Origin of the sequence: Lelliottia nimipressuralis (assembly GCF_041464075.1) — a bacterium.
Taxonomy (GTDB): domain Bacteria; phylum Pseudomonadota; class Gammaproteobacteria; order Enterobacterales; family Enterobacteriaceae; genus Enterobacter; species Enterobacter nimipressuralis.
In genome coordinates this window covers 2,189,541-2,209,691 of sequence record NZ_CP167172.1, presented here as the reverse complement: position 1 = coordinate 2,209,691, position 20,151 = coordinate 2,189,541, and the positions used below count along the sequence as shown (strand labels likewise).

General features: G+C 55.7%; 21 protein-coding genes. 8 read left to right on the top strand and 13 right to left on the bottom strand.

Going from position 1 to position 20,151, the window contains the following annotated elements; translation table 11 throughout:
• Positions 1–37: 37 nt before the first annotated feature.
• The 3 genes from ACB496_RS10400 (at position 38) to ACB496_RS10390 (ending at position 2,466) form a co-directional block, all read left to right on the top strand.
• Entirely contained in the window at positions 38–1,327 is a 1,290-nt protein-coding gene (locus ACB496_RS10400) for an arsenic transporter (protein WP_371975130.1), read from the top strand.
• A 12-nt stretch (positions 1,328–1,339) separates the two neighbouring features.
• Positions 1,340–1,768 carry a glutaredoxin-dependent arsenate reductase gene (arsC, locus tag ACB496_RS10395; RefSeq protein WP_371975129.1) on the top strand — a complete coding sequence of 143 codons (429 nt, stop codon included), beginning with the start codon at positions 1,340–1,342 and terminating at the stop codon, positions 1,766–1,768.
• A gap of 173 nt (positions 1,769–1,941) precedes the next feature.
• Positions 1,942–2,466 (top strand): lipocalin family protein, encoded by a 525-nt coding sequence (locus tag ACB496_RS10390; protein ID WP_102103728.1) that lies wholly within the window; start codon positions 1,942–1,944, stop codon positions 2,464–2,466.
• A 95-nt stretch (positions 2,467–2,561) separates the two neighbouring features.
• Here ACB496_RS10390 and ACB496_RS10385 read toward each other — a convergent pair whose 3' ends face one another.
• From ACB496_RS10385 to budA, 3 genes are read right to left on the bottom strand one after another with little or no spacing between them, the layout of a single operon-like run.
• The gene (locus ACB496_RS10385) at positions 2,562–3,332 is read right to left on the bottom strand and encodes a (S)-acetoin forming diacetyl reductase (RefSeq protein WP_231275597.1); all 771 of its coding nucleotides are present in this window, start codon (positions 3,330–3,332) and stop codon (positions 2,562–2,564) included.
• 19 nt (positions 3,333–3,351) lie between these two features.
• Positions 3,352–5,073, bottom strand: a complete 1,722-nt coding sequence (gene alsS / locus ACB496_RS10380) for an acetolactate synthase AlsS (protein WP_371975128.1) — start codon at positions 5,071–5,073, stop codon at positions 3,352–3,354.
• A complete protein-coding gene (gene budA, locus ACB496_RS10375) occupies positions 5,045–5,824 on the bottom strand; it encodes an acetolactate decarboxylase (protein ID WP_100780161.1) in 780 nt (259 codons plus the stop codon). Before budA ends, alsS begins: the two co-directional genes overlap by 29 nt.
• Before the next feature lie 105 nt (positions 5,825–5,929).
• On the opposite strand from budA, the gene ACB496_RS10370 reads away from it, so the two are divergent.
• The gene (locus tag ACB496_RS10370) at positions 5,930–6,811 is read left to right on the top strand and encodes a LysR substrate-binding domain-containing protein (RefSeq protein WP_371975127.1); all 882 of its coding nucleotides are present in this window, start codon (positions 5,930–5,932) and stop codon (positions 6,809–6,811) included.
• 15 nt (positions 6,812–6,826) lie between these two features.
• Here the strand turns inward: ACB496_RS10370 and ACB496_RS10365 are convergent, their stop codons facing one another.
• The gene (locus ACB496_RS10365; RefSeq protein ID WP_371975126.1) at positions 6,827–8,161 is read right to left on the bottom strand and encodes a PLP-dependent aminotransferase family protein; all 1,335 of its coding nucleotides are present in this window, start codon (positions 8,159–8,161) and stop codon (positions 6,827–6,829) included.
• A gap of 104 nt (positions 8,162–8,265) precedes the next feature.
• Here ACB496_RS10365 and ACB496_RS10360 point away from each other — a divergent pair, with 104 nt between their 5' ends.
• On the top strand, positions 8,266–9,156 hold the full coding sequence (locus ACB496_RS10360; protein WP_371975125.1) for a DMT family transporter: 891 nt from the start codon (positions 8,266–8,268) through the stop codon (positions 9,154–9,156).
• A gap of 28 nt (positions 9,157–9,184) precedes the next feature.
• On the opposite strand, the gene ACB496_RS10355 is transcribed toward ACB496_RS10360, so the two are convergent.
• Entirely contained in the window at positions 9,185–10,072 is an 888-nt protein-coding gene (locus ACB496_RS10355; protein ID WP_371975124.1) for a LysR substrate-binding domain-containing protein, read from the bottom strand.
• Between the two features lie 111 nt (positions 10,073–10,183).
• On the opposite strand from ACB496_RS10355, the gene ACB496_RS10350 reads away from it, so the two are divergent.
• On the top strand, positions 10,184–10,759 hold the full coding sequence (locus ACB496_RS10350; protein WP_194512472.1) for a nuclear transport factor 2 family protein: 576 nt from the start codon (positions 10,184–10,186) through the stop codon (positions 10,757–10,759).
• 57 nt (positions 10,760–10,816) lie between these two features.
• Positions 10,817–11,575 carry a trans-aconitate 2-methyltransferase gene (gene tam / locus ACB496_RS10345; RefSeq protein ID WP_371975223.1) on the top strand — a complete coding sequence of 253 codons (759 nt, stop codon included), beginning with the start codon at positions 10,817–10,819 and terminating at the stop codon, positions 11,573–11,575.
• A 6-nt stretch (positions 11,576–11,581) separates the two neighbouring features.
• Here tam and ACB496_RS10340 read toward each other — a convergent pair whose 3' ends face one another.
• The gene (locus ACB496_RS10340) at positions 11,582–12,022 is read right to left on the bottom strand and encodes a GNAT family N-acetyltransferase (protein WP_319418467.1); all 441 of its coding nucleotides are present in this window, start codon (positions 12,020–12,022) and stop codon (positions 11,582–11,584) included.
• Entirely contained in the window at positions 12,019–12,507 is a 489-nt protein-coding gene (locus ACB496_RS10335; protein WP_371975123.1) for a GNAT family N-acetyltransferase, read from the bottom strand. The genes ACB496_RS10340 and ACB496_RS10335 overlap by 4 nt, the downstream gene beginning before the upstream one ends.
• A 96-nt stretch (positions 12,508–12,603) precedes the next feature.
• Here ACB496_RS10335 and ACB496_RS10330 point away from each other — a divergent pair, with 96 nt between their 5' ends.
• Positions 12,604–13,152 carry a GNAT family N-acetyltransferase gene (locus ACB496_RS10330; protein WP_371975122.1) on the top strand — a complete coding sequence of 183 codons (549 nt, stop codon included), beginning with the start codon at positions 12,604–12,606 and terminating at the stop codon, positions 13,150–13,152.
• Positions 13,153–13,159: 7 nt separating this feature from the next.
• Here ACB496_RS10330 and ACB496_RS10325 read toward each other — a convergent pair whose 3' ends face one another.
• The 6 genes from ACB496_RS10325 to ACB496_RS10300 all read right to left on the bottom strand — a co-directional run bounded on the left by ACB496_RS10325 (position 13,160) and on the right by ACB496_RS10300 (position 20,095).
• Entirely contained in the window at positions 13,160–14,074 is a 915-nt protein-coding gene (locus tag ACB496_RS10325; protein ID WP_100780169.1) for a bestrophin family protein, read from the bottom strand.
• Between the two features lie 202 nt (positions 14,075–14,276).
• Positions 14,277–15,728: a tagaturonate reductase gene (locus ACB496_RS10320; protein WP_371975121.1), complete on the bottom strand. Its 1,452-nt coding sequence runs from the start codon at positions 15,726–15,728 to the stop codon at positions 14,277–14,279.
• Between the two features lie 116 nt (positions 15,729–15,844).
• The gene (locus ACB496_RS10315; protein WP_371975120.1) at positions 15,845–16,372 is read right to left on the bottom strand and encodes an N-acetyltransferase family protein; all 528 of its coding nucleotides are present in this window, start codon (positions 16,370–16,372) and stop codon (positions 15,845–15,847) included.
• Between the two features lie 65 nt (positions 16,373–16,437).
• Positions 16,438–17,421: a sensor domain-containing diguanylate cyclase gene (locus ACB496_RS10310; RefSeq protein WP_371975119.1), complete on the bottom strand. Its 984-nt coding sequence runs from the start codon at positions 17,419–17,421 to the stop codon at positions 16,438–16,440.
• Between the two features lie 52 nt (positions 17,422–17,473).
• Positions 17,474–18,466: a diguanylate cyclase gene (locus tag ACB496_RS10305; RefSeq protein ID WP_107704269.1), complete on the bottom strand. Its 993-nt coding sequence runs from the start codon at positions 18,464–18,466 to the stop codon at positions 17,474–17,476.
• A gap of 180 nt (positions 18,467–18,646) precedes the next feature.
• Positions 18,647–20,095: a diguanylate cyclase gene (locus tag ACB496_RS10300; RefSeq protein WP_371975118.1), complete on the bottom strand. Its 1,449-nt coding sequence runs from the start codon at positions 20,093–20,095 to the stop codon at positions 18,647–18,649.
• Between the last annotated feature and the right edge of the window lie 56 nt (positions 20,096–20,151).

Here is a 20,151-nt window from a genome sequence, read left to right as displayed (position 1 = left end):
TACATATTCGTCTGAATAGATATGAATGGAGTAACTGATGTTATTGGCCGGTGCAATTTTTCTGCTTACCCTCGTTCTGGTTATCTGGCAACCACGGGGTCTGGGCATTGGCTGGAGCGCCATGCTGGGTGCAGGTCTGGCTTTACTGACGGGGGTCGTTCATCCCGAAGATATCCCGGTAGTCTGGCAAATCGTCTGGAACGCCACCGCCACGTTTATCGCCGTGATCATCATCAGTCTTCTTCTTGATGAGTCCGGGTTCTTTGAATGGGCCGCGCTGCATGTTGCCCGCTGGGGTAATGGACGTGGCCGCCTGCTGTTCACCTGGATTATCCTGCTGGGTGCGATGGTTGCCGCGCTGTTCGCCAACGACGGTGCCGCGCTGATTTTGACCCCGATTGTAATCGCGATGCTCCTCGTGCTGGGTTTCAGCAAAGGCGCCACGCTGGCCTTTGTCATGGCGGCCGGATTTATCGCCGATACAGCCAGCCTGCCGCTGATCGTGTCAAACCTGGTGAATATCGTATCGGCAGATTTCTTTCAACTGGGCTTTGCGCAATATGCCGCAGTAATGGTCCCGGTCAACCTTGCGGCGATTGCTACAACATTGGTTATGCTCCATGTGTTCTTTCGCAAAGAGATCCCTGCCGTTTATGACGTCTCTCTGTTGAAACAACCGAAAATGGCCATCCGCGATGGCGCGACCTTTAAAATGGGCTGGCTGGTTCTGGTGCTGCTGTTAGTCGGATTCTTTGGTCTCGAGCCGCTCGGCGTGCCGGTGAGCCTGGTTGCTGCCGTCGGTGCGCTGCTTCTGTTTGCCGTCGCGAAAAAAGGGCATGCCATAAATACCGGCAACGTGCTGCGTGGTGCGCCCTGGCAGATCGTGATCTTCTCGCTGGGCATGTACCTCGTGGTCTACGGTTTGCGCAATGCGGGCCTGACGCACGCCCTCTCTGCTCTGCTCAATCAACTGGCCGATCACGGTTTGTGGGCTGCGACATTCGGGACCGGATTCCTGACGGCGTTTCTCTCCTCAGTGATGAACAATATGCCAACCGTTCTGGTGGGTGCCCTGTCGATCGATGGCAGTACTGCGGCCGGCGTCATCAAAGAGGCGATGATCTATGCCAACGTTATCGGCAGCGATCTGGGCCCCAAAATCACCCCGATTGGTAGCCTGGCGACACTGCTGTGGCTACATGTTCTGGCGCAGAAAAATATGACCATCACCTGGGGATATTACTTCCGGGTCGGGATCGTCATGACCATCCCGGTGCTATTTGTGACGCTGGCCGCGCTGGCGCTTCGCCTGTCTTTCACTGTGTAATGAGGTACTGATATGAGCAACATCACTATTTACCACAACCCAGCCTGCGGCACGTCGCGAAATACCCTTGAAATGATCCGCAACAGCGGGACGGAACCCAAGATTATCCTCTATCTGGATACCCCGCCCACGCGGGAAGAGCTGGTGAAACTGATTGCAGATATGGGGATCAGGGTTCGGGCGCTGTTACGCAAAAATGTCGAACCCTATGAGCAATTAGGGTTGGCAGACGACTCTTTCAGCGATGACCAGTTGATTGATTTCATGTTACAGCACCCTATTCTCATCAACCGGCCCATTGTCGTTACCCCTCTGGGGACGCGTTTATGCAGGCCATCAGAGGTAGTGCTGGATATTTTGACGGAAGAGCAGCGCGGTGCGTTCACGAAAGAAGATGGTGAACCTGTTGTGGATGAACGCGGAAAACAGATCAAGAAATAACGACTGTTCAAGGAAGCGCTCAGTTTTTCAGGCCCGTACAGAATAACCTGAGCAAACTTCGCTTTTCACCGTCAGCCGTCTTATCAGGAAATACTCAATTTTTTGTGATAATCATTCTGACCTGTTGTTTACACTACACTTAACTCCCGGTTACTAAAAAGAAAGGAGTTCGCATGAAACTATGGCCTGTGATGACGGGTATCGCTGTGGCGCTCACGCTGGTTGCATGTAAATCACCGACCCCACCAAAGGGCGTGAAGCCTGTCAGCGACTTTAACGCCAGCCGTTACCTCGGTAAATGGTATGAAATCGCGCGCCTGGAAAACCGCTTTGAAAAAGGGATGGAACAGGTTACAGCGACGTACGGTCTGCGTAGCGACGGGGGGATTACCGTACTCAACCGTGGATATGATCCGATTAAGAACAGGTGGAAAGAAAGTGAAGGGAAAGCGTACTTCACCGGAGCGCCCACCACTGCAGCGCTGAAAGTCTCGTTCTTTGGCCCGTTTTACGGCGGCTATAACGTGATTAAACTGGATAAGGATTACCAGCACGCACTGGTCAGCGGCCCGAATCGCGACTATTTATGGATACTTTCTCGCTCAACAACCCTTCCAGAGACGGTCAAGCAGGACTTCCTCGCGACGGCGCGTGAGCTGGGCTTCCCGGTGGAACAGCTGGTCTGGGTCAAGCATTAAGGATTAGCAGATAGCGGGCGACAGAGAAAACCGCGCATAAAAAAAGCCCCTGCAATGATGCAGGGGAAACACATGTCAGAGCTTATCGTTATTTTTTAGTTAAACACCATTCCGCCGTCAATCAGCAAAGACTGACCGGTCATGTAGTTAGAATCAGGTCCTGCGAGGTAAGAGACGCAGGCGGCGACATCTTCCGGTTCGGACAAGCGGCCAAGCGTGATTCGTTTGGCGAAGGTTTCAGTGCCGTAGCCCGCCGGTTTGCCTGCGGCATCGGAAATCTGACGGTCAATCTCTTCCCACATCGGCGTTTTCACAATACCCGGGCAGTAGGCGTTAACGGTGATGCCGAGCGGAGCCAGGTCTCGCGCGGCGGTTTGCGTTAAGCCGCGTACGGCAAATTTGCTGGAACTGTAGACCGCCAGTTCAGGATTTCCCGTATGGCCCGCCTGGGAGCAGGCGTTGATGATCTTACCGCCGTGCCCCTCTTTGCGAAAAGCGTCAATTGCGGCCTGAATCCCCCAGATCACCCCTTTCACGTTGATGTTATAAACCCTGTCGACAATCTCAGGCGTGATCGACTCGATAGGCGTAGACGGCGCAATCCCGGCGTTATTGACGATCACATCGAAGCCACCCAGCGCCGTTCGGGCTTTCTCTACTGCCGCAAACACCTGCTCGCGGTTCGATACATCCACCTTCACAGCAACGGCTTTGCCACCGTTACGGGTGATTTCATCGGCGACGGCTTTTGCCGTATCGGCGTTGTAATCGGCAATAGCAACCGCAAAACCATCTTTTACCAGGCGAAGCGCAATCGCTTTACCAATTCCCTGACCGGAGCCTGTTACGAGAGCAACTTTATGCATGTCTTTGTCCTTAAGTAGTTCACAAAATCTGACTGAGATGGAGTTGGCCCATCAGCAGCGGGTTGTCGCTATAGTCGACGGGAATGGCCACCACGGCAGGGCCGTCGACCTCCATCGCCGCACGTAGCGTGGGTTCCAGCGCGTCGGCACTCTCCACGGCAAAGCCTTTCGCGCCAAAGGCATCGGCATAGGCTTTGAAATCCACCGGGCCGAAGTTCACGCCAGAAAGGCGCTGGTATTTTTTCTCTTCCTGGATAGCCACCATGTTGTAGGCGTTATCAACCCAGATGATGTGCAGAATGTTGGCTTTGAGGCGCACGGCGGTTTCCAGCTCCATGCTTGACTGCAGGAATCCCCCGTCACCGGATACCGAGACGACTTTGCGGCCAGGGTTGACCAGCCAGGCGCCAATCGCCCACGGCAGCGCAACGCCCATAGTCTGCTGCCCGTTAGAAATCATCACCTGACGCGCGCGGAAGCTATAGAGATAGCGGGCAATCCAGATGTGGAAACTGCCCATGTCGACGGTGAGCGTCACGTCGTTGTTAACGATGTCCTGCATGGCACGCACGATGCGCAGCGGATGCAGGGCGAACTGATTAAGCGATGCGCCACGTCTGTCGAGCAAATCACGCTGATGGCGGCGATCGAGGAGAACTTCAGTGGCGCGCGGGCTTAGCTCCAGCGTATGACTGATCCGGCTGGCGAGCCGGTTTAGCGTGCCGGCAATATCCCCCACCAGTTCGAGGTCCGGGACGTAGTTGCGCTCTTCATAGGCCGGAAGCACATCAATATGCACCAGAGTGGCGTCGCCGCTATTCCACATAGACGGTTCGTATTCCACCGGGCTGTATCCCACGCAAATAATCAGATCCGCCAGATGTAACAGCCTATCGCCCGCCTGATTATTAAACAGGCCGACGCGTCCGGCGAAGCGGGTGAAGTGCTGTTGATTCACGGCTCCGGCGGCCTGATAGGTGCTGGTGACCGGAATACCGCTTTTCTCCAGCAGTGTATGCAGCGCCGCGCTGTTCGCGGGCTGGCTGGCCATCAGGCCCAGCAAAATGACCGGATTTTTGGCGTTTTCGATGAGCTTCGCGACGTCGTTAATCGCCGCGTCTGGAGCCGGGCCCATGAGTGCCGATGTGCTGGCGGGCAAAATCGCGCCGGTGGCCGGCAGATCGACAATATCCTGCGGCAGGCTTACAAACGCCCCACCCGGTCTGCCCTGCTCAGCGGCGCGAAAGGCGTTGGATACCACCTCGGCAATGGCATCCGAAGAACTCACCTCCACGGCGTATTTGGTGACCGGGCTGAACATGCTGACGGTGTCCATGCTCTGATGGACCAGTTTGGCTTTATCTGCCCGTTTCACAGCCCCGCCCAGGGCAACAACGGGGTCACCTTCGCTGTTGGCCGTGGCGATACCGGTGATCAGGTTCGAACAGCCCGGACCGGAGGTGACAAGTGCCACGCCTGCTTTACCGGTCAATCGCCCTACCGCTGCCGCCATAAACGCCGCATTCGCCTCGTGACGCACGGGAATGATGTTGATGGAAGAATCCAGCAGTGAATCAAAGACTTTATCGATTTTTGCGCCGGGAATACCAAAAACCTGTTTCACGCCCTGCGCTTCCAGCTGGCCGACAATCATATCGGCACCATGCGCCCACTGACGAGCCTGTTTATCACTGTTCACGATGATTCTCCTGTTAGTTTTCGACGGAACGGATCGCTGCATCGAGGTCGCCCGGGTGGAGATTAGCCTGCAAAAACGCGCTGTCGGCAGGCAGGTCAATCATCAGCTTGTGAATTTCACCGAACGTGAGTACGCCCTGCTCAAGCTGATAATCGAGCAGATGCCCGCCGCCCTGACGATCGTCAGTGATGAAGTGTTCGTGGTAACCCGCCACGTTAATGCCCTGCATATGCTGTGGGGTACGGAATCCGACCAGAACCCCCTTGCGCTGGTTAAAACGGAACACCGGCTGGTCGTCGAGCACGTCGGTCATCGCGCGATAAGGCGGCGTCTGACGAGGAACGGTACGGGTGTGTGCGTGGCGGAAGTTGCCGTCGATACGCAGGGCGCAAAACAGATTATCCGATGGAATTTGCTGGTCTATCACGTCATGGATCTGCTGACGGCTGACCGGTTCATCAAATGTTTTCTTATATTGCGGCTGGAACCAGGTCATCACGGCAAACGGTGTTTTTTGCTCCGGCTTTGCCGCGCGGGCGCTACCGTCGGCGCGCAGTTGGTAGACCTGGCTGCTGAAGGCAATCATTTCGCCATCCAGCTCGTTGAACGTGCCGAGGCCAAAATCGCCGTGCGTGAGCAGGCTGGCGATGGTGGTCTCCCCTTCATACACGCCGCTCAACAGGGCGCTCATTAGCGATGTCTGATAGATCACGTTGTCAGGGTGTTGCGCCGAGAATCCTCTAAGGGTTTCGCACAAACTCGCCTCACAATCGCATGCAGATGAATGCGTCATCATGCGTTTCCTCTTCAACTTTATTTATAAAGGTTAAATAAATGTTGACCCGATTCAGCAGAGAGTTCCAATATAGAAAGCATGCGGGTTTGAGACGTTTTTGATATGGAACTTCGTTATCTACGGTATTTCGTCGCGGTTGCGCGCGAACGACACTTCACCAAAGCGGCTAAAGCACTGGGGATGTCGCAGCCTCCCCTGAGCCAGCAGATCAAGCGGCTCGAGGAGGAAGTGGGCACCCCACTGTTCAGGCGCCTGACGCGGGGCGTGGAACTCACCGAGGCGGGAGAGGCGTTCTATGAGGACGCCTGCAAAATCCTCGCGATGAGCGATGCCGCGCTGGAGAAAGCCAGGGGCATTGCGCGCGGGCTAAGCGGGAATTTGTCGATTGGGATCACCAGTTCTGATGCGTTTCATCCGCAGATCTTTGCGCTAATTCATCAGTATCAGCTTCAGAACCCGGCGGTGACGGTTCACCAGGTCGAAGCCAATATGTCCTCGCTGATGACGATGCTGGCGGAGGGGGAACTGGATATCGCCTTTGTGCGTTTACCGTGCGAGAGCAGCAAGCAATTTGAGCTGAAATTACTCGACCGGGAACCGATGGTGGTGGCGTTACACCGTACGCATCCCCTTTCGGCGTGCGACGCGCTGGCGCTGGACCAGCTTCGGGATACGCCGATGATTCTATTCCCGCAGGAGGTTGCGCCAGCCCTCTTCGAGCGCGTTTACAGCTACTGCGAGCGGGCCGGAATTGATATGCACCATACGCTACAATCCTCGCAGCTTTCGTCATCCCTGAGCATGGTCGCCGCAGGGTGCGGGTTCGCCCTGGTGCCACAGTCGATGGCCGCCATTTCGCCGACCGATGTGACCTACCATGCCCTGACCACACCGGAACTCTTTACGGATATCGCCCTCTGCTGGCGTCGTTTCGAACGCTCCCGGACGGTGAAACGTTTGTTAGCGATGCTGAAAGTGGATTGAGTTACGCTCTTCTGTTCAGCGGCTTTGCTCTAACGCTATCGCTTCACGCACCTTGACCAGTGCGGTGCGCAGATGCTCAATCGACACCGACCCCAGCGCGATGCGGATGGCCTGGGGGATGGTCTGCGCCGTACAGAATGGCTCTGCCGTTGAAACGGAGATATGGTTGTCCATCAGATCTTTTACCACCCGGTCGGCGCGCGCCTCTTCAGCCAGGGGAAGCCAGGCGAAATAGGAATTTGGATGAGTAATGCACGCCAGTTCGCCTAAAGACTCCCTGAGTACCGCCTGCCGTTCGCGCGCATCGCGTCTTTTCAGCGTTTCAAAACGCGACACCGTACCGTCCTGAATCCAGTTACACACCAGGGTTGTCATGATGGATGGCGTATTCCAGCTGGTCGCCCGAACCGCGCGTTCCAGGGCCGGACGGTACGATTCAGGGCAGATCACCGCGCCCACCCGTAGCCCGGTCGCCACGTTCTTTGAAAATCCGGTGACGTAAACCGTGCGTTCCGGTGCATAAACCGCGACCGGCGGCGGTGGCCTGCCAATTAAATAGGCATACGCTGTGTCTTCAATAATGATGAGATCGTGGGCGCGGGCGATCCCGGCCAGCACTTTTCGCTGCTCGCGATTCATCACCCAGCCCAAAGGATTGTGCAACGTGGGCATGGTGTACACCGCCCGAACAGGGCGTTTTTGGCAAATCTGCTGTAATGCGTTCAGGTCCGGGCCGTCAGCCCGCGACGGGACAGGGATCAGCTCCAGATGATATAACGTGGCCAGCGCTTTAAACCCGGAATAGGTCAGCGCGTCTACGGCCACCACATCGCCGGGGCGCAGCAGCCCCATCACCGCGACGGTCAATCCGTGCTGGGCGCCATTGACGATGACGACATTGTCCGGCGCAGGCCGAAATCCCTGACAGGAGAAATGCCCGGCAATAATCTCGCGATCGGTCAGCCTCCCGGCATGAGGCTGATAGCGCAAGTGCGATTCGATATCACCGGCGTTCGACACCTGGCGTAACGCTTCGCGCAGTAGCTCTCCCTGCCCCGCTAACGCGGGATAGTTAAAGTTCAAATCCAGCACATCGGATGCCACGGCCTGTTGATCGACCCCGTGGCCGTAAGGAACAGAAATCTCACGGACAAACGTACCTCGCCCGGTTTCGCCGCTCACCAGCCCCATCGCCTCCAGCTCCGTATAGACGCGGGTCGCCGTCGCCAGGGAGATTTTTTCCCGCTGTGACAGATGGCGATGGGTCGGCAGCCGGGTGCCCGGCGTGAGCGTCCCCGCCCGAATCAACGCTGCGAAGGTATCCACTATCGCTTTATACCGGGCTTTCATCGAATGTATCCATGACAATTTTTTGATTGTATCGGATTAGTGAGACTACCATCGGCTTCAAAGATGCTCAAGCCTGCGGGCGTAATGAAAATAATGAGGTGTTCGTGGTCAATTCCGTAGTGCATAAAACGGATTCCAACGCGATGTCCGGCTGGCTGAACGGGCTGCTGGGCGTCATCATTTTCAGCGGTTCGCTACCCGCCACACGTGTGGCGGTGCTGGATATGAATCCTTTTTTCCTGACGTTCCTGCGGGCATCCATTGCCGGTCTTTTCGCCATGATGCTGATCGTCGGGTTTAAGGAAAAACGCCCTCAGTTGTCGCACTTTTTGCCGCTCGTCGTGGTCGCGCTTGGGGTGGTGATCGGTTTTCCGCTGCTGACGGCGCTGGCGCTTCAGCATGTCACCTCGGCGCACTCGATTGTTTTTCTCGGCCTGCTGCCGCTTAGCACCGCGATTTTCGGCGTGCTGCGCGGCGGTGAACGGCCCAAAAAAGCCTTCTGGATGTTCTCTGTGCTGGGCAGCGTTCTGGTGATGGGCTTTGCCCTCTCACAAAGCGCGACAGTCTCCCTTGTTGGCGATCTGCTGATGCTCGCTGCTGTGATCGTCTGCGGTCTGGGTTACGCCGAAGGTGCCAGGCTGACCCGTGTGCTCGGAGGCTGGCAGGTCATCAGCTGGGCGCTATTGATTTCCCTGCCCTTTATGCTGACAGCCACGGTGATGACCCAGCCTGCCTCCTTCAGCCACATCGGGTATTCCGCCTGGCTGGCTCTGGGATACGTCTCTCTTTTCAGCATGCTGATTGGCTTTATTTTCTGGTACAAAGGACTTGCGCAGGGCGGGATCGCCGCCGTCGGTCAGCTCCAGTTGTTACAGCCGTTCTTCGGGCTGGGGCTGTCGGCGACGCTCCTGCACGAAAGCGTCAGCCCGTTAATGATCGTTATCACCGCAGGCGTCATTCTGTGCGTCATCGGTTCGCGGAAATGGGGCAAATAACGCGCTCCAGAATGAGGCGTGGGGCAGATCAACGAGCAGCGCCCTGTGCCGCTAACGACAGAAATGCGTTCACCGCGCCGCTTGTCTCCGTGTCACGGCTAATCAGCAGCAAATTGGCCGTTAACGCCGGGGCATTCAGATGGCGATAAACCAGGCCGGGAATATTAACCTGCTGCAGCGGTGCGGGAACCAGCGCAAGCCCCATTCCGGCGGCGGCATGGGCCAGGACGCTCAGGGTGCTGTCAGAACGGTGCGCAATCTGCAGCCTGTTTTGCAGCTGCTGGCTCAGCATGAGATACAGATTTTCATGCGTATCATGGGCGTCGTAGAGGATCAGCGGTTGCCCGGCAAGCATCTCGACGGTGAAGAGCGGACGCTCAGCCAGCGGGTGTTCGTCCGACAATGCCACCAGAATGTCCCAGTCCCCTATCCTCTGCACTCTGATTCCGGCGGTCAGGGTTTTGCTGTGATCCGGCGTGTAGCCGATATCCTGTCGCCCGGCGAGAATGGCTTCCACCTGCTGCTGCGCCGGGACCTCCTGCAAAATCATCTCCACATCCGGATAGCGTTGGCGAAAATGACGCAAATCACGCATCAGTTTCCCGCTGAATACGGCATTCCCGGCAAACCCGATTCGCACCGTGCCGGTCTCTCCGCGCAGGGATCGCGCAACGGCGTGTCGGGCAAACTCGGCCTGCTCCAGCGTGCGTCGCGCCTCGGTCTGGAACAGTTTTCCCGCTTCGGTCAGCTCGACGCTTCGGCTGGTCCGAAGCAACAACGCGCCGCCGAGTTCCTCCTCCAGCGCACGGATCTGCATACTTAACGCCGGCTGGACAATGTTCAGGCTCTGAGCGGCGCGGCCAAAATGCTTCTCTTCCGCCACGGCCAGAAAATAGCGTAACTGGCGTAAATCCATGTCGCACCTCCAGCAATCATTAAATCTGATTAATCTGTCATTTTATTCTATTGGATGTTATCGAACGCAGGGTGAATACTCCATGCATCTTTCATTAGCGGAGCACGAAAAATGGAAAACAGAACTGAAGATCGCCTGCAGATTACCGACCTGATCAACGGCTGGATCCACCGGGATTTGAACGAATGGGAACAGCTGCGTTCACTCTTTCACCCTGACGGCACGATCGAAGTCACCTGGTTTGAAGGGCTTTTCGGTGATTTTGTGACGGGTTCAGAGCGTATGGGCGCATCGGATATCCGCACCAAACATCTGATGGGCAGCCCGATTATTACCTTCAAGGGTGACAAAGCGATCGTGGAGACGAACGCCATTATTATCGCCGAAAACGTCAAACTGAACGTGGGCTGCAACGGACATAACCGTTTCTACGACCTGATGGAGAAACGCGACGGCGTCTGGAAACTGTTCCATCGGCAGAGCATTTACGACATGGGCACCTTTACGTTCCCGATGGGCGTGGTGGAGATAGACGCGGCGACTGCCGAGAAATACCCGCGTGAATACGCTGCTCTCGCCTACGTGCTGGAAAAGAGCGGGTTCCCGGTTAAACGTGTTTTTGCCACGCGCGGCAGTGAATTAGAGCGAAAAATGAAAGCTGACGGCCAGGCCTGGTTAAACGCCTGAACATAACCATCGCCAATCATCTACACTTGCTGAAACCCGCAAACTGGAGATGCGATGATGGCCGACTGGAACCCTTCTTTATATCTGCAATACGGCGCGGAACGCACTCGTCCCGCCGCCGAACTGCTGGCAAGAGTGGCGCTGAACGAGGTGACGGATGTGCTGGATTTGGGCTGTGGCCCGGCAAACAGCACCGCACTTTTGCATCAGCGCTGGCCATCGGCACACATTGTTGGCGTGGATAATTCACCGGCCATGCTGGAACAGGCGCGGGTTGCGTTGCCCGAATGCCAGTTTATTGAAGCCAATATTCAAACCTATCGCCCGGCGCATTCGGTTGATCTTGTCTATGCCAACGCGTCGCTGCAGTGGATTTCCGATCACTACGAACTGCTCCCGCACCTGGTTTCTCTGCTCAAAATGAACGGCGTGCTGGCGATTCAGATGCCTGATAATCGCGATGAGCCATCGCACGTTTTGATGCGTGAAGTGGCTTATGAGCAAGGTTTCCCGGACCGCAGCCGCGATCCGCTGCCCGGCGTTCATGCCTATTTTGATATTTTGACGGACGCGGGTTGCGACGTGGATATCTGGCGCACCATCTACTATCACAAAATGAGTTCGCATCAGGCGATCGTTGACTGGGTGAGTGCCACCGGATTGCGCCCCTGGTTGCAGGAGCTGAGCGAACACGAGCAGCGGAACTATCTGGATCGCTATCTTGAACTTCTGGAGCAGCAGTATCCGCTGCAGGAAAACGGGCAGATTCTGCTGGCTTTCCCGCGCCTGTTTATCGTTGCCCGTCGTGAACCTTAAAAGAACTTATAGCGACAGGCGATAACGTACAAAATCGTCCGCTTCACTAAACTTGTCATACAGTTTTCGCGCAGGGTTGTTTTGACGCGTCACCCAGTACAGCGTTGACCACCCTTCGCGCTTTCCTTCCGCCTGGAGAGCCTCTATCAGCGCCTTTCCGGCCCCGCTCCCACGCACATTAGCATCGACAAACAGATCTTCCAGATAGCATACGGGCGCGGTTGAAAATGTCCCTTCATGCAGCACACACAGGGCGAAACCCACGACTTTCCCGTCGATTTCCGCGACCCGACAGAGCAGCGCAGAATGCGGGCTCAGCGCCCTTTCCCATGTCGACGCGGTCACGGACTCATCGAGTTTGCATTCGTAAAACGCCGTGTAGCCATCCCACAGCGGCCGCCAGTCGGCATAATCCTCTGCACGCAACGCCCTTACGGTTATCGTCATAGGGTCTCCTCGCCGGTTAAATCGATGGTCATGTGAATACAACGCAGCTGCGCATCGGCCATTCTTGAATAATGAAATCCCTCGCTAACGGTTACAAAGCCTTGTTTCTGATAGAAAGTCTGCGCGTTGGGCGTTGAGGAGAGCGTTAATTGCGAAATGCCGCGTGCGCGTGCATCTGCTTTAATCGCCGCGATGATCCGCCCCGCCAGCCCTTTTCCGGCTGCGTCGGGGACGGTAAAGATCGCTTCCACGCTGCTGGCGGCCAGATCGAGATAACCGCTTGCCACGATTTCTCCCTTCTCATCGTCGACCACGTAAAAGGGATTATCGATTATCACCTGACGGTAACTTTCCGGCATTGCCTCCGGCGTCCAGCGGGCGATCACGTCACTATCATAGCTACTCTGGCAGCCTGCACGGATGGCCAGATTGCGAACGAGCCAGAGTCTTTCGGCCTCTTCCGGTGCGGCCAGTCTTAACGTCATATTTTCCTCGGCTATTCAGTCACAGCAGAATGTGGTAATCATGAAAATAGCAGAAGGCAAACAAAAACATAACGACAAATAATGGAGATCCGAATCGTGAAAACGCCCACGTTAACCACTGAACGTCTGTTACTCAAACCGCTGGAAGCGGAAGATGCGCTGCAAATCCAGACATTATATCCACGCTGGGAGATCGTTCGTTATATGGTGGCGAGCGTACCCTGGCCCTATCCGTCCGATGGCGCAGAAACATACGTGAACAACGTTGCCCTGCCGGATGTGGAAAATGGCGTGGCGTGGTTCTGGACGATTCGTTGCAAAGACAATCCCGAACAGCTGATTGGCCTGATCTGCCTGTACGACGTCGAGGATAATAATCGGGGATTCTGGCTGGCACCCGAATGGCAGGGTCAGGGCTATATGCGCGAAGCGAGCATTGCCGCGACGGACTTCTGGTTTAATACGCTGAACAAACCGCTTCTGCGTGCGCCAAAAGCCGCCGTCAACCAGCGCTCACAGCGGATCTCTACCAGCAGTGGAATGCGCCTGGTGAGAACGGAAAAGAAAGCCTACGTCAGCGGCGAGCTGGACTCGGAGTTATGGGAAATCACCCGCGAGGAATGGAACGCCTTGCAGCGTTCCTGAATATTCATTACGTGAGCTGGTAATGCTTGTCCGGTAACACGCGGGCGGGGATTTCCGGCTCATCGTTCATTTGCAGCAGGTCGATCTCCATCGCATTGCAGATGGCATCCAGCGGCAGGTCGTTATTTTCCACGCCGAAGGGCTCTTCCAGCTCTTCAGCCAGCGCATCGAGGGAGATAAAGGTGTAAGAGATCAGCACCGAGACAAACGGCGTCATGTAGTGCAGATCGACCACCAGGGCGAACGGCAGCATGATGCAGAACAGATAGACCGTGCGGTGCAGAATCAGGGTGTAGGCAAACGGCACCGGCGTATTGGCAATCCGCTCGCACCCGGCTAACACCACGGACATGTCGTTAAGACGATTGTTGAGGCTGTGGAACAGAATATCTGACAGCTGCCCTTCCCGACGGCGTACCGCCAGCCACTCGCCCATAATCAGCAAAATACGGTTCGACGGCGAGTTTGAATCCATCACCGCGCGTAAATGTGACGCAGAAAGATAGCGTGAAAGCTGCTCTGCCTGCGGCTGGCGTCTGAGCGTCATGCGCAGGCAATGGGCGAAGGCGATCTGCAGACGCACAAACTCGCTGAGATGCGGATCGTCCGGGAGCGTGTTTTTCACCTCGCGAAATAGCGAGCGTGACGCTATCATCAGTTGCCCCCAAAGCTGGCGAGCCTCAACGTAGCGCGAATAACAGGCGTTATTGCGAAACCCGAGGAAGATAGCGATCGCCACGCCGAGAATGCTGAACGGCGCAACGGTCAGTTTGATCCCAAGGGAGGAGTACCAGGGTAACATCACGATAACAGCGATGGATAACAGGAAGTTAAGGAACAACCGGGTAAAGATTTTAGACAGGACGGAGCCGTGCCAGACAAAAATCAGGCGCAGCCAGTGCTGTTGAGGACGAACAATCATAGTCAGCTTCAGGTCAATAAAGAGCGCGACTATTAAACGTGATCGCCGTCACGGTTGCAAGCTTGTTACAGGATTGCTGCCCCTTTTTAACTGCGAGACAAAAAGCGCACGATGCTGAAGTGTGTAATAAAAAAAGGGAACATCTAGTATGTTGTAACTAATGATGCTTTAAATAAAACCCGGCCGGAGCCGGGCGAGAGGATTAGCACAGCGGTTTGACTGCCGCGCGCATCCCCTTCAGAAGAATCGCATCCAGATCGAGCGTAACCTGTTCTACCAATCCGCTCACTTTCGTCAGATCCTGCTCCCAGTGATCGCTCACGCTGAGAACCGCTTTCACCAGTTCGCTGGTGCTGATCTGCTTGTCATGATGCTGTGCCCACAGCTGCTGATAGCGCTCCAGCCAGTGCAGATCGTCCTGTACCGGATAGTTTTCACCCTCACGCTCTGCACGATAAAACGCGATCAACGCGGCCAGCGCAAAGGTGAGACGCGCAGGTAATTTCCCGGTCGCCTTCTGGCCTGCCAGCAGCTGCGGCAGGATACGGGTGCGGTATTTTGTCATCCCGTTCAGGGCAATCGACAGCAGCTGGTGTTTGATGTACGGGTTACGGAAACGCCCTGTCACCGCGCTGGCGAAGGATTCCAGCTCATCTTTTGGTAAATCCAGCACCGGGATGATCTCCTGGTAGATGGCCTTTTCCACAAATGCGCAGATTTCTTCGTCGTTCATCGCGTCGCCGACCGTGTCCAGCCCCGCCTGGAAGGCCACCGGAACCAGTGCCGTGTGCGCGCCGTTAAGGATTGCGACCTTGCGCTCTTTATACGGTTTGATGTCGTCCACAATCAGGACGTTAAGCGGGAATTTATCGAGGCGCAGTTCGGCGGCCAGAGATTTAGGCCCCTGAATCACAAACAGATAGAAGTGTTCAGCGGTATCGAGGAAGCCATCGTGGTAGCCCAGTTCCGTTTCAAGCGCAGCCACTTCGTCACGCGGGTAGCCGGTTACAATTCTGTCCACGAGGGTGGAGCAGAAACTGTTGGCATCAACCAGCCACTGGGTGAATGCCGCTGGCAGCGCCCACTCCTGGGCATATTTCAGCACCAGTTCACGCAGCGCATCGCCGTTATAATCAATCAGTTCGCACGGAATAATCACCCAGCCTTTGTCGGCCGCGCCGTTGAAATGGCTGAAACGCTCAAACAGTAAACGGGTGAGTTTTGCCGGATAGCTCACGGCAGGCGCATCGTCGAATTTGTCCTCAGCGTGATAGCTGATGCCCGCTTCGGTGGTGTTGGAGAACACAAAGCGCATTTCCGGATTGTGTGCGAGTTTAAGGAATTCGTCGTACTGGCTGTAAACACTGATTTCGCGATTCACGGAGCGGATCAGACGCGCATCGCTCACAGCCTCGCCCTTCTCATTCAGGCCGCGAATGATCGTGGTGTACAGACCATCCTGAGTGCTCAGTGAAGGCGGGAAATCGCTCTGGATAGGACGAACAATCACCACCCCGGAATTCAGATCGGTGTGCTCATTTAGCAGGTCGATCTGCCAGTCGATGAACGCACGTAAAAAGTTACCTTCACCAAACTGGATGATACGTTCAGGATAGAGAGCACCGGGAAAATCACGACGATTGAGTGTGTTCACAAGGGGTTCCTTTTTTAATTAGTCATACAGCCCGATAAGATTGGTCCAATAACTTATCAAACTTTTCGACCATGAAACCCTGTTTTGATCAATTCATAAAGCAATTGTGAAAAATATTATAAAAACTTATAGAACACCGATGTCGCCGTCATTTCGCCGTCCGGCATCAGGGCGTAGCGCGGGATCTCACCCACCTTTTGCCAGCCCGCACGCTGATAGAACGTCTCAGCGCCGCTGCCCGAAGCCGTATCCAGTACCAGCACGGTTTTACCCTCTTCCACCGCCACTGCTTCCAGGGCTTCCATTAATAGCATCGCCACACCACGACGGCGGGCTTTTTCGTGGACCAGCAGCTTGGCTACATCCGCGCGGTGCGGCTGGTTCTCTGGTTGATCGGTAATGAGCTGCACGGTACCCAAAAATTCGCCACCTTCGTCGCGACAGGCCAGCACGGTGCGCTCCCGGCGGGCCACGCTTTCCGCCACGCCGAGCCAGAACTGACGCGCTTTTTCAGCCGAAAAAGGCAGCATAAAACTCACCGACGCCCCACCGTTAACGCAGTTTTCGAGGATGTCAGCCAGTGAGTCGAGATGCGAGAGAATATCGTCACGTGAAAGGGTGTGAATGTGCAGAGAGGCGGTCATGGGATTTCCTTGTGAAAAGACCGCCTCAGATTGCCTTTAACAATTATTTAACGCAAGCGCGCCGTTCATAGGCTTTTATTATGCCCGCTGTCTGCACTGTATCGCTGTTTCATGGCGAGGATTTTGTCGTGAGCGGTCTGTAGCCAGCGCTGCAAATCATCCTGCTGATGGTCGAATTCACAGACTCCCCAGGAGAATGTCAGGCTCCAGGGATACAGCCCACGCTGGTTGTATTCCGCGACCTGCTCATTGAGATACTGCATTGCAATCCAGGCCCCCTGCTCATCCGTATCGGCAAACAGAACCGCGAATTCATCGCTACCGTAACGCACCAGCAGATCCGCCTCACGGAATGAGGTGCGCATCAGCTCGGTCATGGCTTTCAGCGCCGCATCGCCTACAGCCTGCCCGTAACGTTCGTTGATTTGTCTGAAGCGGTCCAGATCCATCCAGGCGAGCGTCAATGGCTCTGCACGACGCCGGGCACCGGATAAGGCAAACGCCGCTAACTGATTAAATCCACGCCGGTTAAACAGCCCCGTCAGTTCATCCGTCGTCGCCGCACAGGCGGCGGCGAACTCGTCTTCCGCCAGCGCTGCCAGGTCGCTCAGGGCGTTAAGATCGGCCGCAACAAAATCGCGGGGGGAATAGTCCATCAAACACAGCGTGCCGACGATAGCGCCGTCGGGCAGACGCAGCGGATACCCGGCATAAAAACGTACGCCAGGCTGGCCTTTTACCAGCGGATTATCGGCAAAACGGGGATCATGGCGCGGGTCAGACACCACCAGCGGTGCATTGTTAAACAGCGTATGCCCACAGAAAGAGAGATTGCGCGGCAGAACGGCGGCCATGGCATTGTCTAAAGAGAGCGCCACCAGCGAGCGTTCGTCGATCAGGTTCACCCTCGCCACCGGCACGGCAAACAGGCGTTTTGCCAGCCGGGTGATGCGATCGTAGGGTTGATGGTTGTTCGACTCCAAAAGCCTGGAATCACGCAGGGACAGCAGACGGTCTGATTCATTGGCAGGGATCGCGGGCGCTTTCATGATGTCTCCTGACACGCAGCTTTTTAATAGCTTAGCCTAAAGAAACGACTTGTCAGTGCGCAAAAATTCGATTTTTACCGCCGCGCTTAGCCTGGTAAAGGGCGGTGTCCGCCGCCTGCAGCCAGTCCGTTACGTTTGACATCTCGCGGGTCGCCCCCGCGATGCCAATACTGAGGGTGCAATTGACGGTTTCATGCGCCACATCTTGCATAATGGCGGCGGCCTCCATGATCCGCGACGCCACCACGTGCGCCTCATCGATGCTGGTATCCGGAAGCAGGATCACAAACTCATCGCCGCCCAGCCGCGCCGGGGTGTCTGTCTGACGTGTGGCAATGTGTAAAATCTCCGAGACCGAGGCGAGCAACGCATCCCCGACTTTATGCCCGAAACGATCGTTCACTTCTTTAAAATTATCGATATCAATGAACATCAGCGCCGATTCCCGGCAGGCCTGCTGAAGTTTATTCAGCTCGTGTTCGATGCGCTTTTCCAGCAGGCGTCGGTTCGCGATATCCAGCAGCGGATCCATCATCGCGATCCGCTCCAGCTCGCGGGATTTGATCCGCAGACGAATGGCAATACTGTCCGTCAGCACGCTAAGCGCAATGATGTAGATGGCAATCAGGGGCAAGGTGGCAAACATGGTCTGTTGCGAAACAGTGATAATAATCGCCATGCCCTGCAACAGCCAGGCAGCGAGAAACACCGCCAGCATGGCTATCGCCGCGCGCTTCATCAGGGCAAACCCGCCTGCGGACAGGCGATCGGCCAGCAGGATCGTAGCAATCACCACCGAGGGCAGCGGATTCACGGCCATCATCGCGATCCAGAACCCTCCTGCCCCCGCATCGATCACCAGATTTTGATGCTCTGCGGCCAGCGGCGTAGAAGACCGACTGGCGCGCAGCCAGGCGACGGTCGGCCAGACAAACGCGTTTAGCGCCAGCAAAAGCATTAGCCATACTGAACGTTGATGTTCAATCAGGACAGAAAGAATAGGAATAAAGCAGAGAAAAGTGCCCAGGATACGCATCAGATACATACGTTTAACAAAACGACTCCCTGGTAAGCGATGGTTTTTACTCAGTTTATCAGTTCCGTTCATTACGCGATTTTTCCGATGTGTTATCACCGGTATCTTATTGAGCTTAAAAATACGTAGCAAGCAATTTATCAGCAAAGTGATAACATCAGGGCCGCATTCTGCCTGGGATGGATACGTTTACATCTGTTCCGTACTTTTTTGCGGTTCGACGACGCGCAGATCGTCTGGATGACGCGCACTGGTACGATTTCGCCCAGCTTTTTTCGAACGATAGAGATACTCGTCGGCTTCGGCTAACAGCTTATTAAAGACCTCCGTGAGCTGCCAGGATTCTGCTTTCGCACTCCCAAGCCCAATACTCACCGTCAAAAACAGCGTGTGCTGACCCCAGCTGAAGGGATGCGAAGCAACAGATTCTCTGATACGTTCTGCCAGCTCAACGCCCTGACGGGCATCAACGGTATTGGCCACGACCGCAAACTCTTCCCCGCCCATGCGCGCCACCAGCCCGTCCTCGCCCACCACCTGCTGCACCTGCCCGGCGAAAGAGGCCAGCACCCGATCGCCACACTCATGACCATAGTTGTCATTAATGCTTTTGAAGTAGTCGATATCGAGCAGCATCACGGTCAGAAAACGGGGATGACGATGGGACTCTTCGTGTTTCAGCGCTTCATACAAACCTGAGCGCGAATAGACGCGCGTCAGGAAGTCATAATCGGCGCGCAATGACACCTGATGAATCAGAGAGTTAATCGCCGCCACGCTCACGGAGACCATCACCGGGCAAATTGCCATGGTCGCGATGCCCAGACGCGCAGAGAACATCATCGGCGTCGAAAGCGGCGTCGCCACGGCAATATTAATAATCGAGTTCGCCACCAGGATGATCTCCACCCCGCCGGTGACAAAGGTCAGCAGACAGGTCGCGGGAAGCGAATAACGCACCGCACACCAGATCAGCGCCGGCAGCGGAAAGGCCAGGCTGCCCGCCCCGCCGATCACCACCGAGGCCAGGACAGAGACGATCAGCGCCACCACGGGCATAAAGTGTTCTACCCGCACCGGGTTCTTGATCTCAGGGATTTTAACGGTCAACAGGCACGGCAGAATCAGCACGCCGGTCGAGAACTGCTCGCTAAACCAGTCGGCAAACAGCGGCCAGAAGGTTTGACTGTCGATCCCGACGGAACCCATCGCCCCCACCAGCGCGCACAGCAGCGCGGCGATAAGGCAAAAGTTAAACAAACGTAAGGCATTGATCGGGTCCGGAACCGTGCGGCCCCGACGTCTGTCCCGCGTCACCAGCAGCGCCACGGTCACGATAAACACCATATTGGAGAGGTTGATCACCACCGAGGCCATCCCCCAGTTGGTGGTCACCGCGTCATACATCAGCATCGCGACATAGGACACCGCGTAATAGTGCAGGCGATTGAGATATGCGTAACGGGCAAACACCCCGGCCATCACGCCATTAAGCGGCCAGAACAGTGATAGCGCTTCCACCAGACGCAGTTCCGCGCCAATAAAATAGAACAGCGTGGTCAGAATAAAAATACCGACCGCATTGCGAAGCGGATTATCGGGCAGAAAAGGCTTAAAGGATGTCAAAGAAGAAGGCATCAAATATCAATCCATATAATTGCTTAGCGCAATTATTTCGCGGTCATCAGCAGAAT

Bases quoted from the DNA above. Each gene is read 5' to 3' on its own strand.
- ACB496_RS10400 (WP_371975130.1), top strand. From the start codon at position 38: ATGTTATTGGCCGGTGCAATTTTTCTGCTTACCCTCGTTCTGGTTATC.
- arsC (WP_371975129.1), top strand. From the start codon at position 1,340: ATGAGCAACATCACTATTTACCACAACCCAGCCTGCGGCACGTCGCGA.
- ACB496_RS10390 (WP_102103728.1), top strand. From the start codon at position 1,942: ATGAAACTATGGCCTGTGATGACGGGTATCGCTGTGGCGCTCACGCTG.
- ACB496_RS10385 (WP_231275597.1), bottom strand. From the start codon at position 3,332: ATGCATAAAGTTGCTCTCGTAACAGGCTCCGGTCAGGGAATTGGTAAA.
- alsS (WP_371975128.1), bottom strand. From the start codon at position 5,073: ATGCAGCGATCCGTTCCGTCGAAAACTAACAGGAGAATCATCGTGAAC.
- budA (WP_100780161.1), bottom strand. From the start codon at position 5,824: ATGACGCATTCATCTGCATGCGATTGTGAGGCGAGTTTGTGCGAAACC.
- ACB496_RS10370 (WP_371975127.1), top strand. From the start codon at position 5,930: ATGGAACTTCGTTATCTACGGTATTTCGTCGCGGTTGCGCGCGAACGA.
- ACB496_RS10365 (WP_371975126.1), bottom strand. From the start codon at position 8,161: ATGAAAGCCCGGTATAAAGCGATAGTGGATACCTTCGCAGCGTTGATT.
- ACB496_RS10355 (WP_371975124.1), bottom strand. From the start codon at position 10,072: ATGGATTTACGCCAGTTACGCTATTTTCTGGCCGTGGCGGAAGAGAAG.
- ACB496_RS10350 (WP_194512472.1), top strand. From the start codon at position 10,184: ATGGAAAACAGAACTGAAGATCGCCTGCAGATTACCGACCTGATCAAC.
- tam (WP_371975223.1), top strand. From the start codon at position 10,817: ATGGCCGACTGGAACCCTTCTTTATATCTGCAATACGGCGCGGAACGC.
- ACB496_RS10340 (WP_319418467.1), bottom strand. From the start codon at position 12,022: ATGACGATAACCGTAAGGGCGTTGCGTGCAGAGGATTATGCCGACTGG.
- ACB496_RS10335 (WP_371975123.1), bottom strand. From the start codon at position 12,507: ATGACGTTAAGACTGGCCGCACCGGAAGAGGCCGAAAGACTCTGGCTC.
- ACB496_RS10325 (WP_100780169.1), bottom strand. From the start codon at position 14,074: ATGATTGTTCGTCCTCAACAGCACTGGCTGCGCCTGATTTTTGTCTGG.
- ACB496_RS10315 (WP_371975120.1), bottom strand. From the start codon at position 16,372: ATGACCGCCTCTCTGCACATTCACACCCTTTCACGTGACGATATTCTC.
- ACB496_RS10310 (WP_371975119.1), bottom strand. From the start codon at position 17,421: ATGAAAGCGCCCGCGATCCCTGCCAATGAATCAGACCGTCTGCTGTCC.
- ACB496_RS10305 (WP_107704269.1), bottom strand. From the start codon at position 18,466: ATGTATCTGATGCGTATCCTGGGCACTTTTCTCTGCTTTATTCCTATT.
- ACB496_RS10300 (WP_371975118.1), bottom strand. From the start codon at position 20,095: ATGCCTTCTTCTTTGACATCCTTTAAGCCTTTTCTGCCCGATAATCCG.